The following is a 23,961-nucleotide window of genomic DNA, read 5'->3' on the forward strand; positions in this document are numbered from 1 at the left end:
AACACCTGAAGGACGTCAGCCCTTGACGCGGTTCTCGCCGTCCCGGGCCTTGTCGAACATCTCCTGCCAGAACGTGGACGTCTCCAGAGCGTCGGCCTGCTCCTGGGACCAGGTCTTCCGGGTGGCGTCGGCCGACTGGCCGATGCTCTTCCAGAGCTCGTCCGAGGACTCCTTGGCGGCCTTGGCGATGTTCTGCCAGTTCTCCGCCTGCGCCGCCGCCGTTTCCCGCTCGGCCAGCCACGCCTTGCGCGCGGCCTCGGAGTGCTCGGCCACGGCCTTCCAGGCCCGCTCGGCCTCGGCGCGGGCCTTCGCCGCGTCCGCCGAGCCCCGCACGGCCTTCTCCGCGGCCTCGGCGTCCTTGACAAGACGTGACAGGGCGGTCAGCCGGAACGTTTCCGCTTCCGCGATCCGCATCCCGAAGGCCTCGATGTCCAAGGTCGCGCCGGTCGCCCAGCCGTAGCCGTAGAACTCCGCGACGTCGGCGTCCGTCGCGCCCGGGCGAAGCGCCCACTGCGCCGCCACCCGCACCTGCTCACCCGGGTCGTGCTCGGCGACCGAGGACACGAAGTCACGGTCCTTGGCGGCGACTTCCAGCTTGTGCCGGGTGTCCGCCTCCCGGGCGGCCCGGTCGCGCTTCTGCGCCTCGGCGTACCCGGTCTTCACGAATGCCGCCTGGTCGGTGGCCGTGCCCTTCAGCGCGCGCTCGGCAGCCGCCCGCACCTCGGGAGAGAACTCGAGCGTGTGCGTGCGCACCACGCGCTCGCAGAAGAGCCTGTTGCGGGTACGGGCGTCCCGTATCCGCTGCTTGGCGGTCTCGAATCCGCCGCCGGGCGCCAACCACTCCGCGATCGCCTCGTCCCCTCCGGAACTGCGCAGGGCGTTCCAGGCGGATGTACGGATCTCGGCGGGCAAGGACGACTTCGCCATCTTGAGCACGTAGTTACGTGCCTCTTCGGCCGCCGCCGCTTTCGCGAGCGCGGCCGGATCAACCGGCTGATCGGCCGATGTCGAGGCCGGGGCCGATACCAAGGCCGGGGCGTCGGCCCAGGCCGGCGCCACACCCGCCACGGCGACCCCACCGGTCAGCATGCAGACCGTCAACGCCTGCGCGACCCACCACTGACGACTCACTCTTCCCCCTCAAGAACGTGTAAATCGCTGCACGTCCGTGTCGCTCATGTCGTTCATACGGAGAGGGACAGCGTCCTGGTCAAGACGCTGTCCCTCCGCGCGGTCCACCTGCCGCGCACACGCGGCACGGACCGCGAGGTCACTTGACCGGCGTGATCTTCCACAGCTGGGCGTCGGTCTCGTTGCAGTACCACTGCTGAGCCTTCACGTTGTTCTCCTTGCTGGCGCTGGGGATGTCCAGGCACCGGTCCTGGACGTGCTGGGGGCGCAGCTGGAAGAGCTTCTTGTCGTGGTCGACCAGGACGGCCTGCCAGCGCGTGTTCGCACCGCCGTGGCAGGTCCACTGCTGGGCGTCGTCGCCGGCCTTGGTGCCGCTGTTCTCCACCTCGAGGCACTTGCCGCTGGGTACGGACCTCAGCTCGTAGGTGGAGTCGGCGGAGGGGACCATGCGCCACTGCTGGGCGGTGGTGCCGTTGCAGGTGTACTGCTGGGCCTTGATGCCGTTGTCCTTCGCGCCGTTGTTGATCTCCAGGCACTTGCCGCTGGCCGCGACCTGGAGGGTGACGACGGTCTGGGGCGCGTTCGCGCGCTCGGCGGCGGCGCGTGCCGCGTCGGCGGCGGCGCGCGCGGCCTCTGCGGCTTCGGCGGCCGCCCGCGCGGCGGCGTCGGTGGCGGTGCGGTCCCCGTCCGCGTACGCGGTGCCGGCGCCGCCGGTCAGGACGACGATGCCGGCACCGATGGCCAGCGCGGCTCGGATGGTCCGTGCCATGGTGGTGTTATCCGTTTCTTCAGGAGGGATGTCGGTGCCGCTCAGGCGGACTTGGCGGGCAGGAGCTTCCAGCGCTGGCCGGCGGTGCCGTTGCAGTACCAGAGCATGATGTTGGCGCCGTCGTCGAGGTTGCCGCCCTGGACGTCCAGGCAGCGGTTCAGGGCGTGGGCGGGGTGCAGCTCGTACAACTCCTTGGCCACATCGACCATGACCAGTCGCCAGCGCTGGTGGGGGAGCTCGGCGCACCACCACTGCTGGACGTTGGCGCGGATGTCGGTGCCCGCGTTCTCCACTTCGAGGCACTTGCCGCTGTGCTTGGGGCGCAGCTCGAAGGTGGCGTTGCCGACGGACACGACGTCGAAGAGCTGGTTGTCCAGGCCGTCGGCGCACTGGGCCTGCGTGGCCTCGGCGCCGTTGCGGAGGCTGCCCTTCTCGATCGTGAGGCACTTGCCGCTGTGCTGGGCCTGGAGCTGCACGGCCGTCGGCGCGGCGGCGCGCGCGGCGGTCTCGTCCGCGGAGGCGGTTCCCGCGCTGGCGGCCAGCGCGGCGACGCTGGCGCCGATGGCGAGGGTGGCTCGGGTGATCCGAGACATGGGTGATTCCGTTCTTCTCAAGATGTGGGCTCGATGACGAGCGAGGTCAACGAGCGAAGTCAACGAGCGAGGCCAACGGGCGACGTCAGGAGGCGACGTCGGCGGACGACGTCAGGGGACGATGTCAGCGGGCGAGGGGCCCGGCGATCTTCCAGGTGGCGTCCTGGGCGAAGTCCTTCTCGGCGTCGTAGCGGTTCTTGCCGCTCTTGTCGGCCGTGTAGAGGTCGCCCCAGTACTGCCGCAGCCAACGCCCCGACTGGCCCGCGGACTCGAAGGACATGCCGGAACCAGTAAGGCCCTTGCGGGCGCACCAGGTGGCGTCCTTGCGGAACTGCGTGCTGTTGTCGTCCGCGGACATCCGGACCCGCCGGTCCTTCTGCGCCAGGTAGTAGCCGGGCTTGCGAGCGGACTCGAAGGAGTAGCAGCCGGGCTGGTTGGCCAGCGCGGGGACGACGACCCAGGTGGCGTCCTCGCGGTCGGTCTGCTTGTCCTTGGCGTCGACGGGGGCGATGAAGGCCTCGCCGCCGTCCACGTCGGACTGACGGATGCGGAAGCCGGCCAGCTTGGCGTTGGCGGGCTGGAAGGACTGCCGCTTCGCGCGGTACTGGCTGTCCTCCTTGAGGAACCGGGCGACGTCCTCGTCGCTGCCGGCCAGCGCCTTCTTCGCGACGGCGACCAGGTTCGGGTTCATCCCGGTCTTCTCGGCCGCGGCCTGGAGCTGCAGCGCGCGCTTGCGGTTGGCGTCGGCGATCTTCTTCCGGCGGGCCTCGTCGTCGCGCTTGTACGCTTCCTCGGCGCCGGTGTGGATGAACTGCTTCCAGTCCGCGGGGCTGGAGCTGAGCACCGCCTTCTGGGCCGCCGCGTAGAGCTCGGTGCCCTGGTCGCCGGAGGCGGCGCGCAGCAGTTCGCGGATGAAGTTGTCGTCGCCGAGGCTGAGCACGGCCTCGGACGGCGTGATGCCGAACAGGGCGGCCGCGTTCTTGCGGGCGGCCAGCTCCTTGCGGCGCTCGGCCTCCTCGCGGTTCTTCTGCTCGAGCTCCTTGAGCTCGTTGGCCACATCGCGCTGGTGGGCCTCACGGGCGCCGTTGGCGATGAACATCGCCCAGTCGTCGGCGCCGCCCGCCAGGGCCTTCGCCGCCGCGTCGCGCACCTCCGGCCCGGAGGCCTCGTGCTTCATCATGGCGCGGATGAAATTGTCGTCGCTGAGCGCGAGCAGGTCCGGGCTGTTCGGGATGCCCACGGCGATCAGGGCCTGGGTCTTGGTCTCGCGGGCGGCGCGCTCGGCGTCGGCCTTGGCCTTCTCCCGCTGCTTGTCGAGCTCGTAGGCCTCGTGGATGCCGGTGGTGATGAACCGCACGTGGTCCTCGGCGGATTCACTGACCATGGCGTCCTCGGCGGCCAGCCGCACGTTCTCGAACCCCTGGCCACCGTCCCGCGCCTTCTGCCACAGCGCGTGGATGAAGTCGTGGTCGCTGAGGAGGAGAACGTCCGGCGTGGGGTCCAGACGGACCACGGCCGCGGCGTCGACACGCTGCGTGTCAGTGGTCCCGATCCCGACGGCCGCGGCCACCGCGCCGGCGGACGCCGCCACGGCGATCCCCGGCGCGGCCGCACCGGCGACGGCGGCCAGCGCGGTGGTCGCCACGATCCCGCGCTTGATGATGTTTCGCGTGCGCGCAGAGTTGGTCTGACTCTTGTGCATTGTTGTTACCCCCAGTAGCGCCTCGTTCGAATGGCCCGCTGAACGGGCGAACGAAGGCGTTGTCTGGGCGCAGTGTTGAAGATCCCCCGAGAGGAGTCAAACCAGCCACCCGTTGATATGATCCCGACGCGATTGGCCTGCCTTTGGGGCCGATTCGGGGGAACGGGGGCTTGACTTTGCGCTGGGTTATGTGTTTGCGCGCGTTGCGATATCCGGGGGCGGGGGCTCTACTCGGAGCCGGTCGCGCTTCTTGAAGACGAAGTACGGGCTGACGCGGCCCATCCCTATCGGTGCGATGGCGAACGGGGGGCGAACGCCCAGTTGAGTTCCGCCAATTGCTCGAAGTTCACACCGTAGGTGATGCTGGCGAGTGTGTGCGGCGGATCGTTCACAGGGAACAACCCCTCCTTGACGCCGCGCGCGGCCACCGAACTTCCGGTGGTGCTCTGGCCTCCCAGTCCCTGAGGGCCATGCCGTGGCGGTGGCGGATCACCTGCGTCTCAGCCGACCACCCGCGGCAGCCGCAGATTCAGCAGCTCCGCCACCGCCACCGCCCCTAGCTGCGCCAGCAGCGTCACCACCAGCGCGTCCCCGTACCCCGCTGAGCGGGACCGGCCCTGCCCTTTGGGGTGCCGCCCTGCGGCGGCCGTGCGTCAGTTCTGTGCGGTGTCGTCGCTCGCCTGCCCGGCGGCCTCGGCTGCGCGTGCCTTTTCGCGCATCTTGCGAACCAGCTCCGCCTTCTGGGCGGCGGCGCCCTGGCGGTCCAGGTTGCGGTGCGGACCGTTGTTCTGCCGTTCGGTGCGGGACAGTTTCTTGCGCTGGCCGCCGCCCTGGCCCACGGGGTTGTTGATGTTCTTGCTGTCGGTCACGGGTTCTCCCGGTGGTGATGTGAAGTGATCTACGGATTCATCGGTGGGGGACGGGCGCGGCGACGTCGGGAAAGGCGTCAGCGGGAGCCCGTCGCGCTCTCACTCGTAAATCGGTGTCTGGAAGAACATGACAAAGACGTTACCCGGTTCCGTCGGCCCCGCGCGCCAAGATTTTCGCCGCCCGGCGTTGGCCGGGCCTTCGGTGAGGGCCCGGGGGCAGCCTCCTTGCGGGAATGAGTGCCGTCCGCGATCCGCATGTGCTCCGTGACCGGCTCCGCTGGTTCGAGTGCCAGCAGGCCCTGCAGGATGGGGCTGCAGTGGCCGTCGAGATTTCTTCCCTACGGGCCCCTGGCTGCCGTTCGTCGCGACTCAGCCTGCCGTGGGTCTGGCGCTACACGAGCGAATTCGCTCCCCAGCTCGGTTCGGCTCAGCTCAGTTCCTCGCGGGCGGCCTTGAGGTCGTCTACGACGAACACGTCCTGGGACCACTGACCAGGCCATGCGGCAAGAACCAGATCCTTCGGTCCTGCCTGTGCCAGCATGGTCCGCTTCTCGGTTATTCGGGTCGCTTGAGTGACGCTTCCCTTCGCATCGATCCGGATCAAGGTCACGGTTTGTCCGCGCCAGGGAAACCCGCCCTCCACTGAGGTGGTGCGGCGGAGGGCTGAGGCGTCGAAGTCAGCGAATCTAGGCATGCCTCGAACCATAACGTCGGCCACCCGTTTCTGCGTGAGATAGCGGCTGAAAAGCACCGACCCGGCAGCCCTCTAGTTCCGCATCCAGCACCGCGAGGGTGCCACACTCCACCCGCGCGGCCATCCACGTCTGCGGAATCGTCGCTTGTGCGGTACACGGTTGCCCTGTCAGTCGAACTTCCGTCTCGTTCCCTGGCACGGTGGACTTGCCGGTGATCACGCAGGGATGGGTCAGGTGGGGGCGGGTGCGTGGGCCGTGCCGAAGACTTGGCTGATGTCTTAGCTGCGGCCGTCGGCGTCGATCGGCGTTCCGTCGGCGAGGAAGCGGCGTCGGCGAAGGCTGCGAGCTCGGCCAGGTCCGTGGTGAAGCGCAGTCGGTCGCGGGGCCGGGGCGCCGCCGTGCCAGATCGCGATGACGAAGTCGGGGCCGACGAGGATGCGCAGCTCGCCGAAGTCGACCTCAGTGGCGGGGCGTCGAGGTAGCGGGCGGCGCGCAGCACCGCGATGAGGACGTCGCCGTAACGTTCCAGCTTGGGTCGCCGGCGGGCCTCCAGGGTGTCCTCGACGGCGAGCTGGTGGAGACCCAACTCCTCGGCGGGGGGATTTAATTCGTGGAAGGGCCGTGGAAGTCGATCCATGCCATCGGCGGTGTCCAAGTCGGGCGCCGGGGGAGTGGCCGTGCCGCCGTTCGTGGGGCGCGGCCGCGAGTGCTTCCTGGGGCGGGCCGGTGGTACGGAGAGTGCTCGGGCATGGTTCGTCCCCCGCTTGTTCGTCGCGGGCCGTGGAGCGCGATATATGTCCCGTTCCGCGCTTCCGTCGGCGCCGCGATCAGTTCTTCTCGCCCCGCAGTGACCGCAAGTGCAGCCGCAGTACCCGTCGCATGTCGTCGGCGGGGAGCCGGGCCGGGTGGAGGACGGAGGTGAGGGTCAGGCCGTCCAGGAGGGCGAGTAGTCGTAGGGCCTCTGTGGGGATGTCGAGGTGGTTGGGGAAGCCGCCGGCGTTTTGGGCCTCGTGGAGGACGCGTTCGATCAGTTCGCGCATGCCGGTGTGGATTCTGTCCGCGCTGGGGCGTAGTTCCGGGCGGACGCGGGCCGCCGTGCAGAAGGCCAGCCACAGGACGGCCTCGTCGTGGCGGGCCTGGTCCAAGGGGAGGAACTCCGCGAGGAGGTCTTCGACGAGCGCGGCGCGGTTATCGGCGGGCGGTGTGGCCAGGAGGTGCTCGGCGTGGTCGCGCACTCGGGCCTCGACGCGGCGGGCCAGTTCCCGCATGGCGAAGAGCATCAGGTCGGAGTGGTCGGCGAAGTAGTGCCGCACGGAGCCGACGGCGAGCCCCGCCTCCTGGGCGACGTTGCGCAGCGACGCGTTCTCCAGGCCGTCGCGCCGGGCCACCCGGAACACGGCGTCGGCGACCGCCCGGCGGCGGGCCTCCGGATCGACGATCTTTGGCATGTTGCCGTTATAGCACGACCGGGCTAAATTCTTATTTGGCACGAGTGAGCTATTAAAGTGAGCCATGCGAGGAGTCCTAGTGAACGCCTGGGTGTCTGCCGCCCTCATCGCCGCGGTCGCCGTGGCCGTCGTCGTCAAGCGGCTGCGAGGGGAGCCCCTCAACGCGCGCGAGTTGTTCGCCGCCCCGTTGGTCCTGACCGGCATCGGCGCGTGGACGCTGTGGAAGGCCGAAGGCGTCGGCGTCGCGGACGCGTTCTGGGTGGCGGGCGGTGCGCTGCTGGGCGTCTCGCTGGGGGTGGTGCGCGGGACGACCATCCAGGTCTTCGAGAAGGAAGGCGTGCTGTGGCAGCGCTACACCGGGCGGACGTTCGCGGTGATGGCGGTGTCCGCGCTGGTCTCGTTCGGCTTCGGCCTGCTCGCCGGCCGGATGGGCATGCACCCGCAGGCCCGCCCGGTCCAGCTCTCGATCGGTGTCGGCTTCCTGGGTGAGGCGCTCGCGGTGGGGGCGCGCGGGTTGATGGCAGGGGTGCCGTTCGCGCCGGAGACGCGGGACGGACGACGGCGCGATCGTTGAACGAGGGCGTGTGGACCCCGCCCCGCCCCACCTCAGTCCGGCAGCTCCCGGCTCCACAGGTCCGCCGGTGTCTCGCGGCGCACCAGCAGCCGCGCCCGGCCGCCCGTCACGGCCGCCACCGGCGGCCGGCCGACGAGGTTGTACGACGAGGCCATCGACAAGTGGTACGCCCCCGACGCCGGCACCGCGAGGACGTCCCCCGGGCGGACGTCGCCCGGCAACGGCACGTCCTCCGCCAGCACATCGCCCGCCTCGCAGTGGCGCCCCACGACCGTCATCGGCCGGTCCGGTGCCGCCCCGGCGCGGCCCGCCAGGCGGACCGTGTAGCGGACCCCGTACAGCGCCGGGCGCGGGTTGTCGCTCATGCCGCCGTCCACGGCGACGAACGTCCGTCCGCCCGAGACCTTCACCGCCAGCACCCGGTACAGCGCCACGCCCGCCGGGCCCGCTATCCAGCGGCCCGGCTCGACGGCGAGCCGGGGGACCGGCAGGTCCACGTGGGCGCAGCGCAGCGCCAGTTCGGCGCGGACGCGCGCCGCGTACTCGGCGGGGTCGAGCGTCGGTTCGCCGTCGCGGTAGGGGATGCCGAAGCCGCCGCCCAGGTCGAGTTCGGGGAACGTCACGCCGTGCACGTCCCGCAGGGTGGACAGGAAGGGCACCAGCTTGCGGACGGCGGCGAGGTAGGGGTCGACCGAGGTGATCTGGGAGCCGAGGTGGCAGTGGAGGCCGACGAGTTCCAGCCGGGGCTGGCCCAGGACGCGGGCCACGGCGTCCGCCGCCTCGCCGCCGTCCACGGACAGCCCGAACTTCTGCCCCTCGACCCCCGTCCGCACCGCCGCGTGGGCGCCGGCCTCGATGCCCGGCACCACGCGCACCAGCACCTTCTGCCGGGCACCGGGCGGCACCAGCGCCGCGAGCCGGGCTACCTCACCGGTGTTGTCGAGAACCACGCGCCCCACGCCCAGCCGCAGCGCGGTCCGCAGGTCGTCGGGGCTCTTGGCGTTGCCGTGGAGGACGACACGCTCGCCGGGGAAGCCCGCGTGCGCGGCGAGTTCGAGCTCACCGGCCGAGCAGACGTCGAGGTGGAGCCCCTCCTCCTCGACCCACCGGACCATCGCGCGGGTGAGGAACGCCTTGCCGGCGTAGGCCACGTCGGCGTCCGGGAGCGCCGCGCGCCAGGCGCGGGCACGTGCCCGGACCTCGTCCTCGTCGACGACGTAGGAGGGGGTGCCGAAGCGGTCGGCGAGCTCGGCGAGGGGAACCCCGCCGACGGCCAGCCCGCCCGAGGGCAGGACGCGGGCGGACGCGGGCCACACGGGCCCCGGCCACGCCGAGTCCGCGCGAGCGGATTCCACGAGAGAGGGCTTCCCGGGCCGCGGGGGCAGGGCGATGGGGGAGAGGGGGAGGGACACGGGTGATCTCCTTCGGGGGAAATCGGTGGGACGCGAGGAGTCAGCCGAAAGGGTCAGCCGGAAGAGCCGGCCGGAAGGATCAGTCGGCAAAGGGGGGCAGCATGGGCGCGGCGTCCTCGGTCACCGGCAGCGCGGGGCGGGCCGTCAGCTGCGGGTCGACCGACACCTGCCCGACGCCCAGCGGCGCGGCCAGCGCCCGTACGGCGGGCAGCGACAGGCGGACCGAGGGGACACCCGGCCCCAGACAGTCGGAAAGCCGCCGCCTACTGGTGAAGGCGACGGCCGTCCGGGCGCCGAGGGGGGTGCGGAAGACCCGTAGGGCGAAGCCCACGGGGCAGGGCCGTACGGGGATGTACAGCGGCCGCGCCGGGCCCGGATGGGAGGGCTCGCCGTCGTCGGCGGGGCGGCTCCCGGCGATGTCGGGGCGGTCGGCGCGGTCGGTGCGGTTCGCCGCGGCGACGGCCGCGGCCTCGGCGGGAGTACGGCTCACATGCATGACGATCCTTGGGAGGTGTCGATGAGGAGGTGTCAGTGCGGAGGTGTTGATGAGGAAGTGTTGATGAGGAGGCCTTGGCGAGGCGCCTCGGTGAGGTGCCTCGGTCACGCTATGCCCGTCCCCCGCCCGGGCGACCGCCACCTTGACAGCACATTGACCCCACCCGGGAGTCCCTTGACGGCTCGTTTACGCACCCGGATTCGCCCCCGCGCTCCCACGCGCCCTTGCGCCGGTCCTATCCGTCCACACGCCGCCCACGCGCCGCCGCACCGGCCGCCCCGGAACCACCCGCTCCAGCCGCCCGAAAACTTTGGAACAATCCGCCCCGCGCGTACCCCCACCGGCCCCGAGTCCCGCCGGGCGCGCACCAGCCCCCTCCGGGGCTGGTCAGACGTGGATCATTGCCGCACGATGCTTACGGCGAGGGCGGCGAGCCCCGGGCACTCTGGAGGACGAAGTGACGGCGACGAACGTGCCTACGAACGTGACCGCGGTCGGCCCGGCTGACGGCTTCCGGGCGGCCCGGGACTTCCTGCTCGCGCACCGTGAGGACTACGCGGCGGCCCGCGAGGGCTTCTCCTGGCCCCGGCCCACCGCCTTCAACTGGGCGCTGGACTGGTTCGACACGATCGCCCGCGACAACGACCGCACCGCCCTGTGGATCGTGGAGGAGGACGGCCGCGAGGAGAAGCTCTCCTTCGACACGATGCGCCGCCGCTCCGACCGCGTCGCCAACTGGCTGCGCGCGCGGGGCGTACGGGCCGGCGACCGGATCGTCGTCATGCTCGGCAACCAGCGCGAGCTGTGGGAGACCGCCCTGGCGGCCATGAAGCTGCGCGCCGTCGTCATCCCCGCCACCCCGCTGCTCGGCCCGGCCGACCTCGCCGACCGCATCGAGCGCGGCGGGGCCCGCCACGTGCTCGTACGGGACGAGGACACCGGCAAGTTCACGGACGTCCCCGGCGACTACACCCGCATCGCCGTCGGCGGAACGCCCACCGAGGGCTGGCTCGCGTACGAGGAAGCCTACGAGGACGCCGACGACGCCGACCACGCCGACGAGGCGTTCACCCCCGACGGGCCCACCCCCGCCGACGACACCCTGCTCCTCTACTTCACCTCGGGCACCACCGCCAGCCCCAAACTCGTCGAGCACACCCACATCTCGTACCCCATCGGTCACTTGACCACCATGTACTGGATCGGGCTGCGCCCCGGCGACGTCCATCTCAACATCTCCTCGCCCGGCTGGGCCAAGCACGCCTGGTCCAACCTCTTCGCCCCCTGGAACGCCGAGGCCACCGTCTTCGTCCACAACTACACCCGCTTCGACGCGGCCCGCCTCATGGCCGAGATGGACCGCTGCGGTGTGACGAGCTTCTGCGCCCCGCCCACGGTGTGGCGGATGCTCATCCAGGCCGACCTGGGTGCGCTGCGCGAGCCGCCGCGCGAGGTCGTGGCGGCGGGCGAGCCCCTGAACCCCGAGGTCATCGAGGCCGTCCGGCGCCACTGGGGCCGGACCATCCGCGACGGCTTCGGGCAGACCGAGACCTCCGTCCAGATCGCCAACCCGCCCGGCCAGCCCCTGAAGCCCGGCTCCATGGGCCGCCCGAGCCCCGGCTTCACCGTCGTCCTTCTCGACCCGCGCACCGGCGAGCTCGCCGACGAGGGCGAGATCGCCCTCGACCTGAGCGACCGCCCCGTCGGCCTCATGACCGGCTACGCGGGCGACCCCGAGCGCACCGCCGAGGTCATGGCGGACGGCTACTACCGCACCGGAGACATCGGCGCGCGCGACGAAGACGGATACATCACCTATATCGGGCGCGCCGACGACGTCTTCAAATCCAGCGACTACAAGATCAGCCCCTTCGAGCTCGAGAGCGCCCTCCTGGAGCACGAGGCCGTCGCCGAGGCCGCCGTCGTCCCCGCCCCCGACCCGCTGCGGCTGGCCGTGCCCAAGGCCTACGTCGTCCTCGCCGCCGGCTGGGAGCCCGGCCCGGACACCGCCAAGGCCCTCTTCGCCCACTCGCGCGCCGTGCTGGCCCCCTACAAGCGCGTCCGTCGGCTGGAGTTCGCCGAGCTGCCCAAGACCGTGTCCGGCAAGATCCGCCGCATCGAGCTGCGCGAACACACCGCGAAGGGCGGCGGGACCGAGTACCGAGAGGAAGACCACCGGTGACCACACCCTCCCCCTCCCACACGGCAGGCCCCGTCGACACCCCGCTGCGCGAGGAGACCATCGGGGCCAACCTGGCCCGCACCGTCGCGCTCTTCGGCGACCGCGAGGCGCTCGTCGACGTCCAGGGCGGCCGCCGCTGGACCTACGAGGAATTCGGCAGGGCGGTGGAGGAGGTCGCCCTGGGACTGCTCGCCAAGGGCGTGGCCAAGGGCGACCGCGTGGGCATCTGGGCCGTCAACTGCCCCGAGTGGGTGATGGTCCAGTACGCCACCGCCCGTATCGGCGCGATCATGGTCAACGTCAATCCGGCCTACCGCGTCCACGAACTGGCCTACGTCCTGCGCCAGGCGGGGATCAGCATCCTCGTCTCCTCCGTCGAGTACAAGACGAGCGACTACCGCCGCATGGTCGAACAGGTCCGCGGCCGCTGCCCGGCGCTGCGCGACGTCGTCTACATCGACGACCCCACCTGGACCGGCCTCGTCCGCGTCGGCCAGGGCGTCGACCCCGCCCGGCTCGCCGCCCGCGAAGCCCTGCTGAGCTGCGACGACCCCGTCAACATCCAGTACACCTCGGGCACCACCGGCTTCGCCAAGGGCGCCACCCTCTCCCACCGCAACATCCTCAACAACGGCTATTTCGTGGGCGAGGGCCTCGGCTACACCGAGCAGGACCGCATCGCCCTGCCCGTGCCCTTCTACCACTGCTTCGGCATGGTCATGGGCAACCTCGCCGCCACCACCCACGGCGCCTGCGTCGTCATCCCGGCCCCCACCTTCGACGCCACCGCCACCCTCCACGCCGTCGAACGTGAGCGCTGCACCTCGCTCTACGGCGTCCCCACCATGTTCATCGCCGAACTCGGCCTGCCCGACTTCGCCACCTACGACCTCGGCTCGCTGCGCACCGGCATCATGGCGGGCTCGCCCTGCCCGGAGGAGGTGATGAGGCGCGTCGTGACGGAGATGCACATGTCCGAGGTCGCCATCTGCTACGGGATGACGGAGACCTCCCCGGTCTCCACCCAGACCCGGCGCGACGACGATCTCGCGCGCCGCACCGGCACGGTCGGACGCGTACTGCCGCACATCGAAGTGAAGATCACCGACCCGGCCGACGGCACCACCGTCCCGCGCGGCGAACCCGGCGAACTCTGCACCCGCGGCTACTCGGTGATGCTCGGCTACTGGGACGACCCCGAGCGCACCGCCGAGGTCGTCGACGCCGACCGGTGGATGCACACCGGCGACCTCGCGGTGATGGACGAGGACGGCTGCGTCCGGATCGTCGGCCGCATCAAGGACATGATCATCAGGGGTGGGGAGAACGTCTACCCGCGCGAGATCGAGGAGTTCCTCCACACCCACCCCAAGATCTCCGACGTCCAGGTGATCGGCGTCCCCGACGAGAAGCTCGGCGAGGAGATCATGGCCTGCGTCATCCTGCGCGACCCCGCCGAGACCCTCACGCGCGACGAGCTCGCCCGCTACTGCCGGGGCCGGCTCGCGCACTACAAGGTGCCGCGCCATCTGCGGGTGATGGACGCCTTCCCCATGACCGTCAGCGGCAAGGTGCGGAAGGTGGAGCTGAGGGAGGAGGCCGCCGCGCTGCTCGACGGCGCGGGCATCGCCGTACGGGGCTGACGGATGGGATGAGGACGAGCGGCGGACGGACGGGGCGGGCCGCGTACGGCGGCCCGCCCCGTCGTTCCCCCGTTCCCCCGTATCCCCCGTTCCCCCGTGAACGGTCTCTTTCTCCCCCGGTATTCCCCCCGTGGCCGGGCCGGCGGTCCCCCGTGTCTCGCTGGCCCTGCGCCCAGTCTCCGCCCTGCCGCGCCCAAGTCGCCATGGTGAGCGGTCAGTTCAGAGGAAGAATTGAGCTTCGGGTCACCTCCTGCCGCGCCGCACCAGTTCGTCGGCCCACTCGTTGAGGGGCTGCGGAGTGCCGGTCAGGTCCATCACGAACAGAGGGAGCCGCAGGTCGTCCGCCCGGCAGCGGGCGTCCCGGGCGTAGCCCGCCAGGGAGAAGCAGACGCTCGTCGCGGAGTCCAGCAGGCCGTACAGCCACAGGCACTCGATGTCGCGCAGGGTGGTCGGCAGGGTCGTGGGGTCGACGCGGGCGACGACGCCGGTGGCGCACAGGTCCACGCCGCTCGCCGCGGGCGCCGGGCAGTTGCCGGGGCGGCGTACGTCCGGGAAGCCCAGCCAGCGCAGATAGCGCTCGGCGGACATCACCGCGTCGCGCTCGGTACGGATGGCCACCGGCCGGAACGGCGGCTTCGAGATGGCGCGGGGGCGCGGAGCGGCGTCGGAGGGCGCCTCGGGCGCTGCCTCCTCCGGGCTCGTCACGCCCTTGACGTCCTCGGAGGCGTCCTCGGCGTCGCGCGGCGGCAGGACGGGCAGCCGGACGACCGTCCCGCAGGAACAGCCGAGTTCGGGCCGGGGCCACTGGCCCTGGCGGTCACAGGAGGGGCAGCGCACCGCCACCCAGGAGTCGCGCCAGGTGCGATGGGCGAGTAACTCGGGGCTGGCGTCGGGCGGTACCGGCAGCGTCAGCGGGGTGCCGCAGGCGCAGGGAAAGGTGGGCGGGGTGAAGGAGTGCTCCCGGTGACACGTGGGGCAGTGCACCGGCACGCTCTTGGCCATCTTCGGCTCCAGCGTAGGGTCCGTAGGGGATGTGGGACCCCATCGTCCACGATGTGGGCGCGGCGGGGGAGCGAATCGGCAAGGCGGGCGCGGGAGAGTGCTCCGGGCGGCGCCGCCGGGGCGCGAACAGGATGGATGCCGGCACCACCGCCCGGAGGTCAGGGGAGGGGAAGCGGAGGCGCGGGTGACGCCAGGAGATCCTCCTGGGGGACCGGCTCGAACTCCCGCACGGCGTCGATGTTCACGCCGTGCGGTGTGTTCGCCTCCCGCTCGATCATGATCTCGACGAGGACGGGCCGGGAGGTGGCGACCGCCTCCTTGCGGGCCCATTCGATCGCCGGACGGATGTCCGCCGGCTCGACGACACGCCGCCCCGAACAGCCGTAGGCCTCCATCAGTTTGACGTTGTCGGTGCCGGTCTCGTCGTAGTGGACGTCGACCTGGTAGTTCATCCCATAGCCGATGGACGCCTGCCGGATCAGGCCCAGGTACTCGTTGTTGAGCATGATCAGGACGAACGGGATGCCGTACTGCGCCGCGACGGCCAGCTCCTCCGCCGTGTACTGGAAGCCGTAGTCCCCGACGACGCCCACCACCTCGGTGGCGCCCCGCCCCATCCCCTCCAGCGCCTTCTTCGCCCCGATCGCCGCCGGGACCTCCCAGCCCAGCGGGCCCGCCTGACCGCACACCTGGTAGTGGCGGGGCCGGTGGGCCTTCTGATGCTGGCCGCCCCAGATCTGGTACAGGCCGATGGCGGTGAGGAAATAGGTGTCCTCGCCGAAGATCTCGTTGATCTCCTTGTAGACGCGGGGGGCCTTGACGGGGGCGGTGTCGAAGTCCTCCCGCCGGACGAGGGTCCGCTTGAGCAGCCGGCAGCGCTCCCGCCACGGCTGCCAGGACTGCCAGGGGCCGGTGTCGCCGGTGTCCGTCCGGGCCTTGCGCCGCCGGGCGGCGGCCAGCAGGGCCGCGAGGAACTCCTTCGCGTCCGAGACGACGCCCACGTCCGGCGCGACGACCCTGCCCAGCTGCGTGGGCTCCACGTCCACCTGGACGAAGGTCCGCCCGCCCCGGTAGACGTCCAGGTCCGCCCCCGTGTGGCGGTCGCCGAAGCGGGCGCCCACGGCGAGTACGAAATCCGCCTCCAGGAACGAGGCGTTGGCGTACCGCTGCGAGGTCTGGATACCCGTGGTGCCCATGTGGAGCTCGTGGTCGTCCTCGACGGCCCCCTTGCCCATCAGCGTCACCTGGAACGGCACGCCCAGCAGCTCCACCAGCGCGCGCAACTCGTCCGCCGCCCCGGCCAGGATCACCCCGCCGCCCGCCAGCACCAGCGGCCGCTCGGCCGCCAGCAGCAGATCCAGGGCGGCCTCGACACTCGGCGGGTGCGGCACCGGGACGCGGACGGGGAGCCGGGTGTCGGTGGCCGCGTCGTAGCGGATCTCGCGCCGGGCGATATCGACCGGAATGTCGATCAGCACCGGCCCCGGCCGCCCCTCGCGCGCGATCCGGAACGCCTCCCGGAACACCCAGGGGATCTGCGCGGCCTCCGTGATCCGCACCGCCCACTTGGTGACGGGACGGACGATCCCCACGATGTCGACCGCCTGGAACGCCTCCTGGTGGAGCTTGGTGGAGACCGCCTGGCCGGTGACGCAGACCATGGGGATCGAGTCGGCGAAGGCGGTGTACAGGCCGGTGACGAGATTGGTGCCCCCGGGCCCGGAGGTCGCCAGCGCCACCCCGACCCGGCCGTTGGTACGGGCCCACCCGTCGGCCATGTGCGCGGCGCCCGCCTCGTGGCGGACGATCAGGTGCTCGATGCCGCCGACGGTCTCCAGCGCCTTGTACAGCGGCAGGATCGCGGCGCCGGGGCAGCCGAAGACGATGTCGACGCCTTCGTCCTTGAGGATCCGCACGACGGCGTGCATGGCGGGAACGGTGGTCATACTGCGGCGTGGAACGGTGGTCATACCGCGGCTCCCGACAGCCGCTCGACGCCCCGGAGCAGGGCCGAGTGGTCGAGCGCGCCGTCGCCCCGGTCCCGGGCGGCGGCGACGAGCGTGGCCACCAGCGTGCCGAGCGGCAGCGCGGCGCCGACCTCGCGGGCGGCGGCGGTGACGATGCCCATGTCCTTGTGGTGGAGTTCGATCCGGAACCCCGGCGGGTACTCGCGGCTGAGGAAGTTCTCCCGCTTCCGGGCGAGCACGGCGGAGGCGGCGAGCCCGCCGCCGAGGACGTCCAGCGCGGCGACGAGGTCCACGCCGGACTTCTCCAGGAAGACGACGGCCTCGGCGCACGCCTGGATGTTGGCGGCGACGATCAGCTGGTTGGCGGCCTTGACGGTCTGCCCGGCGCCGTGGGGGCCGCAGTGCACGACGGTCGTGCCCAGCGCGCGCAGCAGGGGCGCGGCCTCCTCGAAGTCGGCCCGCTCGCCGCCGCACATGACGGACAGCGTGCCTTCGACAGCGCCGGCCTCACCGCCGGAGACGGGCGCGTCGAGGGCCCGTATGCCACGAGCGGCCGCCTCGGCGGCGAGCGCGGCGGAGGTGGCGGGGCTGATCGAGGACATGTCGATGAAGAGCGTGCCGGGGCGGGCGTTGGCGAGGACGCCGTCGTCGCCCCGGGCGACGGCGACGACCTCGCGGTCGGCGGGCAGCATCGTGACGACGACGTCGGCGTCGGCGACGGCCTCCCGCACGGAGGCGGCGGGGGTGCCGCCTGCGGCGGCGAGGCGGGTGAGCTTGTGGGTTTCGAGGGTGTGGCCGGTGACGGGGTACCCGGCCTTGAGGAGGTTCTCGGCCATGGGGGAGCCCATGATGCCGAGGCCTATCCAGGCGGTGCGGGGGAGGGAGGGCATGTGTTTCCTTTCGGGGTGGTTGGTGGTGCCCCGGTCCCGCCCTTTCACCGTTTCCGAGTGGGGCTGCCGCCCCCTCGAACCCCCGCTCCGCGCTGACGCGCGGTGTCCTCAAACGCCGGACGGGCTGATTTCAGCCCCGCCGGGGATTGAGGCGCGGGGGTCCGGGGCGGAGCCCTCGGGAAACGGGAAGGGGCGGGGCTGGGGAAGAGTCAACGTCCGGCGAGCCAGCCGAAGGCGTTCGCGCTGGGCCCGTCGGCCCGGTACTCGAGCCCGACGGGCCCGTCGTACCCGGCCGCGTCCAAGCGGGAGAACAGGTCCGCGAAATCCAGCGCCCCCGTCCCCGGCGCCCCCCGCCCCGGCACGTCCGCGATCTGGACGTGCCCCGCCCGCCCCGCGTACCGGTCGACGACCTCCCGCACGTCCGCCCCGCCCATGGCCACGTGGTACAGGTCCAGCAGCAGCCGCGCGTTCCCCAGCCCCGTCGCCGCGTCGACCTTGTCGACGATCTCGACGGCCGACGCCGCGTCCGTCAGCGGATAGCTCGGTGATTCCGCGGCGTTGAGCGCCTCGATCAGCAGGATCGCCCCCACCCGGTCCGCCGCCCGCGCCGCGTACGCGAGGTTCTCCAGCGCCAGGGCGTCCTGGACGCCGGGCGCCACCCCGTCGACGCGGTTGCCGTACAGCGCGTTGAGCGCCCGGCAGCCCACCGACGCGGCGAAACCGGCGGCGACGTCGACGTTCGCGCGGAAGCGCGCGGACTCCTCGCCGGGCACGGAGGCCGCGCCCCGGTCCGGTCCGGGCAGCCGGCCGGCGTAGAAGTTGAGGGCGGTCAAACGGGTTCCGGCGGCGTCCAACGCGTCGCGTAGCGCCGCCAGTTCCGCCTCGGGCGGCTCCGGGTCGTCCGGCCAGGGCCACCACAGCTCCACCTTCGTGAACCCGGCCGCCGCGGCCGCGGCGGGCCGGGCGAGGAGCGGCAGTTCGGTGAAGAGGATGGAGAGATTCACATCGAATTCCGTATTACGGAAAGAAACTTCCATGACAAGGAAGGCTGCTCCCGCCCACCGGCCCTGTCAAGGGCCCGGTACGTTGACCGGGTGCGATTGAGAGTGGAGTTCACGACCGAACCGTTCGATCTCGACGAGCCCCCGCCCCATGCCACGGCGGCCCGGGACGTCGTCCAGGCGGCGGAGTTGGACACCGTCGACGTCGGCCCGTTCGGCAACACCGTCGAAGGCCGGGCCGACTCCGTGCTCGCGACGCTGGACACCCTGCTGCGCGCCTCGCTGGAGGCGGGCGCCACGCGGGTTTCGCTGCAGGTCAACGTCCTTGACGCGGAGGGCGTTGAGGGCGCGGAGGGCGGGGACGGCCCGTGAGCGAGGACGCCTTCCGCGCCGCCGTCAGGCCGCTCGTGGACGCCATGGGCGGCCGGCTGCTCGACCCCGAGCAGGCCGAGGGCGACGACGTCGTCCTCCGCTGGGAGGGCCGTCCGGTCCTGGCCGTACGCCTCCCGCACCTCGCGGACTCGCTGGAGAGCATCCTCGCCGACCTTGAACGCCGGCACGGCGCGCCGCTCGCCGAACTCGACCGCAGGACCAAGCAGTCGGTCGTACGGAACCTGGAGGCGCGCGGCGCCTTCGCGCTGCGGCACGGCGTCGAGACGGTCGCCGCCGCGCTCGGCGTCAGCCGGTTCACCATCTACAACTACCTGAACCGCGAGCGGGACGCGAACGGTTCTGGTTCTTCAACAAACTGTTGACGCGCGTTCGCCGGAGGCGTTAGCTATGCGCAGCTCATCCGAGTGCGGCGAGAAGCGCCACGGAGGTTCCCGTGACTTCGAGTTCCACGCCGGGGCTCACCCGGTTCAACACGGCCGAGGACGACACCGCGCGGGCCGCGCTGCGCGCGATCTGCGCCAGTGGCGCGTGGGCCGAGGAGGTCCTCGCCCGGCGCCCCTACCGCGACGCCGAGGAACTGCTGGCCGCCAGCGACACGGCCGTCGCGCGGCTCACGCCGGACGACCTGACCGAGGCCATGGCCGCGCACCCGCCCATCGGCCGCCCCCGGCCGGGTGACCCGGTCTCCGCCCGGGAGCAGCGCGGCATGACGGGCGCCACCGACCGGCTCAAGGCCGAGATGCTCGAACTCAACCTCGCCTACCAGGAGAAGTTCGGGCACGTCTTCCTCATCTGTGCCACCGGCCTCACCGCCGAACAGATGCGGGACTCCGTCCGTAACAGGATCGACAACCCCCCGGAACGCGAGCGCGAGATCGTCCGTGAGGAACTGGGCAGGATCAACCGCGTCCGGCTGGCCCGGCTCGCCGTCCGCCCCGAGAACGAAGGAACGCCCCGACCATGAGCGACAGCACGGTCTCGACCCACGTCCTCGACACCGGCGCCGGCCGCCCCGCCGCCGGCGTCGGCGTGGAACTGGCCGTGCGCGGCGGCCCGGACGGCGATTGGGCCGTGCTCGGCTCGGCCCGCACCGACGCGGACGGGCGCTGCGCCGCCCTCCCCGCGCTGCCGCCCGCTGCCGCGCACGTCCGGCTGCGCTTCGACGTGGCACCGCATCTGTCCGCCGGGTCCACCGTCGGCACGGCGTTCTTCCCCGAGGTGACGGTCGCTTTCGCGGTGTCACCCGGCGAGCACCACCACGTCCCGCTGTTGCTCAGCCCGTTCGGATACTCCGTATACCGAGGGAGTTAGCCCGTGATCCTGGGTCAGAACCAGTACGGCAAGGCCGAGAACCGCATCGTACGGATCACCCGCGAGGGAAGCACCCACCACATCAAGGACCTCAACGTCTCGGTCGCGCTCACCGGCGACATGACGGACGTCCACCTCTCCGGCTCCAATGCCAACGTCCTGACCACCGACACCACCAAGAACACTGTCTTCGCCTTCGCCAAGGAGCACGGCATCGCGTCGGCCGAGGAGTTCGGCATCCTCCTCGCCCGTCACTTCGTCACCGGCCTGCCCACGATCCACAGCGCCCGGATCCGAATCGAGGAATACGCGTGGGAACGGATAGAGACCCCCGGCCCGAAGCGGCACTCCTTCGTCCGTGAGGGCCGGGAGACCCGTACCGCCCAGATCCGTTTCGACGGCACCGCCTGGGAGATCGTCTCCGGGCTCAAGGACCTGACCGTCCTGAACTCCACCGACTCCGAGTTCACGGGCTACGTCAAGGACCGCTACACCACCCTCCCCGAGACCCGCGACCGCGTCCTCGCCACCCAGGTGCACGCCCGCTGGCGCCACTCCGGCGACTCCGCCCCCGAAGCGGGCTGGGACCACTCCTACCGGCAGGCCCGCGAGCACCTCCTGGCGGCCTTCGCCGACACGTACTCGCTCTCCCTCCAGCAGACCCTCTACCGCATGGGGTCGCGCGTCATCGAGAAGTGCCCCGGCATCGACGAGATCCGGCTGTCCCTCCCCAACCGGCACCACTTCCTCGTCGACCTCGAACCCTTCGGCCTCAAGAACGACAACGAGGTCTACTACGCGGCCGACCGCCCGTACGGTCTCATCGAGGCGACCATCCTGCGTGACGGCGCCGAGCCCCGGATACCGGTGGACATGACGAACCTCTAGGACCCGTAGGCCTCTAGGACCGGACCCGTAAGGACATACGACCATGACGGAACCCCCACCCTCCGTATCCCCCGTATCCCCCGTCCCCGAGTCACGCGTCGTCATCGAGAACTGCGCCATCGCGACCGTCGACGCCGACGACACCGAATACGCCTCCGGCCACATCGTCGTCGCCGGCAACCTCATCGAGACCGTGGGCCCCGGGCCGGCCCCCGCCGGACTGACCCGCGTCGTCCGCCGCGTCGACGGCACCGGCCACCTCGCCACCCCCGGGCTGGTCAACACCCACCACCACTTCTACCAGTGGCTCACCCGGGGCCTGGCCCAGAACTCCAACCTCTTCGACTGGCTCGTCACCCTCTACCCCGTCTGGGCGCGCATCGACGAGCCCATGGTCCACGCCGCCGCGCGCGGCTCGCTGGCCATGATGGTCCGCGGCGGCGTCACCACCGCCATGGACCACCACTACGTCTTCCCCCGGGGCGCGGGCGACCTCCTCGGCGCGGAGATCCGCGCCGCCCGCGAGTTGGGCGTGCGGTTCAGCCCCACCCGCGGCTCCATGGACCTCGGCGAGTCGGCGGGCGGACTGCCCCCCGACTTCGCCGTCGAGACCACCGAGGACGCGCTCCGCGCCACCGAGGAGGCCATCGACACCCACCACGACCCGTCGTTCGGCTCGATGCTGCGCGTCGGCGTCGCCCCCTGCTCACCGTTCTCCGTCTCCACCGGACTCCTCCGCGAGGCGGCCGAGCTCGCCCGCCGCAAGGGGGTGCGCCTCCACACCCACGGCTCGGAGACGGTGGAGGAAGAGCGGTTCTGCAAGGAGAAGTTCGGCATGGGGCCCACGGACTACCTCGCGTCCACGGGCTGGCTCGGCGAGGACGTGTGGATGGCCCACTGCATCCACATGAACGGCGCCGACATCGCCGCCTTCGCCCGCACCGGCACCGGCGTGGCGCACTGCCCCTCCTCCAACGCCCGGATCGCCGCCGGCACCGCCCCCGTCCCCGCGCTGCTGGGGGCCGGCGTCCCCGTCGGCCTCGGCGTCGACGGCACGGCCTCCAACGAGACGGGCGAACTCCACACGGAGCTGCGCAACGCCCTCCTCGTCCACCGGCTGGCGGGCGGCGAGAACGCCCTGAACGTCCGGCAGGCGCTGCGGCTGGGCACCTACGGCGGTGCCCAGGTGCTGGGCCGGGCGGCGGAGACCGGCTCGCTGGAGCCGGGCAAGCTCGCCGACCTCGTCCTGTGGAAGCTCGACGGCCTCGGCCACTCCACCATCGCCGACCCGGTCGCCGCCCTCGTCCTCGGGGCGCCCGCGCCCGTCACCCTCTCGCTCGTGGACGGCAGGCCGGTCGTCGAGGACGGCCGCCTGGTCACCGCCGACGAGGACGCCATCGCCCGCGAGGCCCGCGACGAGGCCCGTCGCCTGGCCCGCATCGCGGCCGACGCCTGACGGGCCCGGGCCTGCGGCCGTTCGCCGGCCCGGGCCCGGCAAAGACCGTTCGCGCGAGCCGCCCGTCGAGGGGGACGGCCCTCGGCGGGCCGGACCGGGGCGCGGGGCACCGCCCCGCGCCCCGGTCCTTCTTCATCCCCCACCACACCGGAGGAACAGCCGTGACCGCAGAACCGGAGGACGACGACCCCGAGCGGGACGGAGCGGGTACGGGCTTCCACCCCGTCGACCAGGTCCCCGCCCCCGGCCGGCTGCTGGCCGGCGGTTTCCAGCACGTGGCCGCCAGCTACGCCGGGGTGGTCGCCCCGCCGCTCGTCCTCGGCGCGGCCCTCGGCCTCCCACCGAAGGAGATCACCTTCCTGGTCGGGGCGGCCCTCTTCACGGCCGGCATCGCGACGCTCCTCCAGACGATCGGCTTCTGGAAGGTCGGGGCGAGGATGCCGTTCGTCAACGGCGTCTCGTTCGCGGGCGTCGCCCCCATGCTCGCCATCGCCGACGCCCGCGCCGGCCACGGGGACGCGCTGCCCGTCATCCACGGCGCCGTCATCGTCGCCGGAGTCCTGGGCTTTGTGCTGGCTCCCTCCTTCTGCCGGCTCGTGCGGTTCTTCCCACCCGTCGTCAGCGGCACGGTCATCACCCTCATCGGGATCACTCTGCTGCCCGTCTCCTTCGGCTGGATCCAGGGCGGCCGTCCCGACCGGCCCGCCTCGCTGACCAATCTCGCCCTGGCCGGGGCGACGCTGGTGACCGTGCTCGTCCTGCGCCGGCTTCTCAGCGGTTTCCTGCGCCAGATCGCCATCCTGCTGGGGATCGTCGCGGGCACGCTGATAGCCGTCCCCACCGGCGTCGTCGACACCACCGCCACCCGGCACGCCGCCCTCGTCGGCTTCCCCACCCCCTTCCACTTCGGCCACCCCGTCTTCGAGGTGCCGGCGATCGTCTCCATGTGCGTCGTGATGCTGGTCTGCATGACCGAGAGCACCGCCGACATGCTCGCGCTCGGCGAGATCGTCGGCCGCCGGGCCGACGAGAAGGTCATCGCCTCGGGCCTGCGCGCCGACACCCTGGGCAGCGCCGTCAGCCCGTTCTTCAACGGCTTCGCCAACAGCGCGTTCGCCCAGAACATCGGCCTGGTCGCCATCACCCGCGTCCGCAGCCGCTACACCGTGGCCGCCTGCGGGCTGTTCTTCGTCCTGCTCGGCCTGAGCCCGGTCTTCGCCTCCCTCATCGCCCTCGTGCCGCAGCCGGTCCTCGGTGGCGCGGGCATCGTGCTCTTCGGCACGGTCGCCGCCAGCGGCATCGACGTCCTCCGCACGGCGGGCCTGGACCAGGGTGACAACCTGCTGATCGCCGCCGCCTCCCTCGGCATGGGCCTGATCCCGGTCGTCTCCCGGGCCTTCTACGACAACACCGCGATCCCCGAGACCCTGAAGATCATCCTGAACTCGGGGGTCAGCGCGGGCTGCCTGACGGCGGTGCTGCTGAACCTCGCGTTCAACCACGTGGGGCGCGGCCGACGGGCACCGTGAGGCCTGCGCG

Annotated in this window: 23 protein-coding genes and 1 pseudogene; 10 read left to right on the forward strand and 14 right to left on the reverse strand. The window is 71.7% G+C overall.

Annotated elements, in window-relative coordinates; genetic code table 11:
* Positions 1-15 precede the first annotated feature (15 nt).
* The 8 genes and pseudogenes from EKH77_RS25405 to EKH77_RS25445 all read right to left on the reverse strand — a co-directional run bounded on the left by EKH77_RS25405 (position 16) and on the right by EKH77_RS25445 (position 7,207).
* Entirely contained in the window at positions 16-1,131 is a 1,116-nt protein-coding gene (locus EKH77_RS25405; protein ID WP_240667523.1) for a hypothetical protein, read from the reverse strand.
* 139 nt (positions 1,132-1,270) lie between these two features.
* Positions 1,271-1,900 carry an RICIN domain-containing protein gene (locus tag EKH77_RS25410; RefSeq protein WP_126916620.1) on the reverse strand — a complete coding sequence of 210 codons (630 nt, stop codon included), beginning with the start codon at positions 1,898-1,900 and terminating at the stop codon, positions 1,271-1,273.
* A 41-nt stretch (positions 1,901-1,941) separates the two neighbouring features.
* Complete coding sequence (locus EKH77_RS25415; protein ID WP_126916621.1) at positions 1,942-2,493, reverse strand: RICIN domain-containing protein; 552 nt, start codon at positions 2,491-2,493, stop codon at positions 1,942-1,944.
* 124 nt (positions 2,494-2,617) lie between these two features.
* Positions 2,618-4,138 (reverse strand): AbfB domain-containing protein, encoded by a 1,521-nt coding sequence (locus EKH77_RS25420; protein WP_240667524.1) that lies wholly within the window; start codon positions 4,136-4,138, stop codon positions 2,618-2,620.
* 710 nt (positions 4,139-4,848) lie between these two features.
* Positions 4,849-5,064 carry a DUF6243 family protein gene (locus EKH77_RS25430; RefSeq protein WP_126916623.1) on the reverse strand — a complete coding sequence of 72 codons (216 nt, stop codon included), beginning with the start codon at positions 5,062-5,064 and terminating at the stop codon, positions 4,849-4,851.
* Positions 5,065-5,491: 427 nt separating this feature from the next.
* Positions 5,492-5,758 carry a hypothetical protein gene (locus EKH77_RS25435; RefSeq protein ID WP_126916624.1) on the reverse strand — a complete coding sequence of 89 codons (267 nt, stop codon included), beginning with the start codon at positions 5,756-5,758 and terminating at the stop codon, positions 5,492-5,494.
* A gap of 387 nt (positions 5,759-6,145) precedes the next feature.
* Positions 6,146-6,401: pseudogene (locus EKH77_RS33965) on the reverse strand (CorA family divalent cation transporter); the annotation flags it as partial.
* A gap of 185 nt (positions 6,402-6,586) precedes the next feature.
* Positions 6,587-7,207: a TetR/AcrR family transcriptional regulator gene (locus EKH77_RS25445; protein WP_126916625.1), complete on the reverse strand. Its 621-nt coding sequence runs from the start codon at positions 7,205-7,207 to the stop codon at positions 6,587-6,589.
* A gap of 79 nt (positions 7,208-7,286) precedes the next feature.
* Between EKH77_RS25445 and EKH77_RS25450 the strand changes: the two genes are divergently transcribed.
* Entirely contained in the window at positions 7,287-7,781 is a 495-nt protein-coding gene (locus EKH77_RS25450; protein WP_126916626.1) for a DUF1453 domain-containing protein, read from the forward strand.
* A 32-nt stretch (positions 7,782-7,813) separates the two neighbouring features.
* On the opposite strand, the gene lysA is transcribed toward EKH77_RS25450, so the two are convergent.
* A complete protein-coding gene (lysA, locus tag EKH77_RS25455) occupies positions 7,814-9,136 on the reverse strand; it encodes a diaminopimelate decarboxylase (RefSeq protein ID WP_126918282.1) in 1,323 nt (440 codons plus the stop codon).
* A 136-nt stretch (positions 9,137-9,272) separates the two neighbouring features.
* On the reverse strand, positions 9,273-9,683 hold the full coding sequence (locus tag EKH77_RS25460; protein WP_346429071.1) for an SAV_915 family protein: 411 nt from the start codon (positions 9,681-9,683) through the stop codon (positions 9,273-9,275).
* Positions 9,684-10,173: 490 nt separating this feature from the next.
* On the opposite strand from EKH77_RS25460, the gene EKH77_RS25465 reads away from it, so the two are divergent.
* Positions 10,174-11,871 carry an AMP-binding protein gene (locus EKH77_RS25465; RefSeq protein WP_126918284.1) on the forward strand — a complete coding sequence of 566 codons (1,698 nt, stop codon included), beginning with the start codon at positions 10,174-10,176 and terminating at the stop codon, positions 11,869-11,871.
* Positions 11,868-13,514: an AMP-binding protein gene (locus tag EKH77_RS25470; RefSeq protein ID WP_126916627.1), complete on the forward strand. Its 1,647-nt coding sequence runs from the start codon at positions 11,868-11,870 to the stop codon at positions 13,512-13,514. Before EKH77_RS25465 ends, EKH77_RS25470 begins: the two co-directional genes overlap by 4 nt.
* A gap of 243 nt (positions 13,515-13,757) precedes the next feature.
* On the opposite strand, the gene EKH77_RS25475 is transcribed toward EKH77_RS25470, so the two are convergent.
* The 4 genes from EKH77_RS25475 to EKH77_RS25490 all read right to left on the reverse strand — a co-directional run bounded on the left by EKH77_RS25475 (position 13,758) and on the right by EKH77_RS25490 (position 18,410).
* Positions 13,758-14,516, reverse strand: a complete 759-nt coding sequence (locus EKH77_RS25475) for a hypothetical protein (RefSeq protein WP_126916628.1) — start codon at positions 14,514-14,516, stop codon at positions 13,758-13,760.
* A gap of 158 nt (positions 14,517-14,674) precedes the next feature.
* Positions 14,675-16,486, reverse strand: a complete 1,812-nt coding sequence (gene gcl, locus EKH77_RS25480; RefSeq protein ID WP_240667525.1) for a glyoxylate carboligase — start codon at positions 16,484-16,486, stop codon at positions 14,675-14,677.
* Positions 16,483-17,373, reverse strand: a complete 891-nt coding sequence (locus tag EKH77_RS25485) for a 2-hydroxy-3-oxopropionate reductase (protein WP_126916629.1) — start codon at positions 17,371-17,373, stop codon at positions 16,483-16,485. Before EKH77_RS25485 ends, gcl begins: the two co-directional genes overlap by 4 nt.
* Before the next feature lie 209 nt (positions 17,374-17,582).
* The gene (locus tag EKH77_RS25490) at positions 17,583-18,410 is read right to left on the reverse strand and encodes a TIM barrel protein (RefSeq protein WP_126916630.1); all 828 of its coding nucleotides are present in this window, start codon (positions 18,408-18,410) and stop codon (positions 17,583-17,585) included.
* A gap of 57 nt (positions 18,411-18,467) precedes the next feature.
* Between EKH77_RS25490 and EKH77_RS25495 the strand changes: the two genes are divergently transcribed.
* The 7 genes from EKH77_RS25495 (at position 18,468) to EKH77_RS25525 (ending at position 23,951) form a co-directional block, all read left to right on the forward strand.
* Positions 18,468-18,746: a thiamine-binding protein gene (locus EKH77_RS25495; RefSeq protein ID WP_126916631.1), complete on the forward strand. Its 279-nt coding sequence runs from the start codon at positions 18,468-18,470 to the stop codon at positions 18,744-18,746.
* Between the two features lie 44 nt (positions 18,747-18,790).
* Positions 18,791-19,129: a helix-turn-helix domain-containing protein gene (locus EKH77_RS25500; protein WP_126918286.1), complete on the forward strand. Its 339-nt coding sequence runs from the start codon at positions 18,791-18,793 to the stop codon at positions 19,127-19,129.
* Between the two features lie 71 nt (positions 19,130-19,200).
* Positions 19,201-19,731 (forward strand): 2-oxo-4-hydroxy-4-carboxy-5-ureidoimidazoline decarboxylase, encoded by a 531-nt coding sequence (uraD, locus tag EKH77_RS25505; RefSeq protein ID WP_126916632.1) that lies wholly within the window; start codon positions 19,201-19,203, stop codon positions 19,729-19,731.
* Positions 19,728-20,078 (forward strand): hydroxyisourate hydrolase, encoded by a 351-nt coding sequence (gene uraH / locus EKH77_RS25510; protein WP_126916633.1) that lies wholly within the window; start codon positions 19,728-19,730, stop codon positions 20,076-20,078. Before uraD ends, uraH begins: the two co-directional genes overlap by 4 nt.
* A 3-nt stretch (positions 20,079-20,081) precedes the next feature.
* Positions 20,082-20,966 (forward strand): factor-independent urate hydroxylase, encoded by an 885-nt coding sequence (gene pucL / locus EKH77_RS25515; protein WP_126916634.1) that lies wholly within the window; start codon positions 20,082-20,084, stop codon positions 20,964-20,966.
* 43 nt (positions 20,967-21,009) lie between these two features.
* The gene (locus tag EKH77_RS25520; RefSeq protein ID WP_126916635.1) at positions 21,010-22,422 is read left to right on the forward strand and encodes an 8-oxoguanine deaminase; all 1,413 of its coding nucleotides are present in this window, start codon (positions 21,010-21,012) and stop codon (positions 22,420-22,422) included.
* A 161-nt stretch (positions 22,423-22,583) separates the two neighbouring features.
* The gene (locus tag EKH77_RS25525; RefSeq protein WP_126916636.1) at positions 22,584-23,951 is read left to right on the forward strand and encodes a nucleobase:cation symporter-2 family protein; all 1,368 of its coding nucleotides are present in this window, start codon (positions 22,584-22,586) and stop codon (positions 23,949-23,951) included.
* Positions 23,952-23,961 lie beyond the last annotated feature (10 nt).

Source organism: Streptomyces luteoverticillatus (genome assembly GCF_003970715.1).
Lineage (GTDB): Bacteria > Actinomycetota > Actinomycetes > Streptomycetales > Streptomycetaceae > Streptomyces > Streptomyces abikoensis.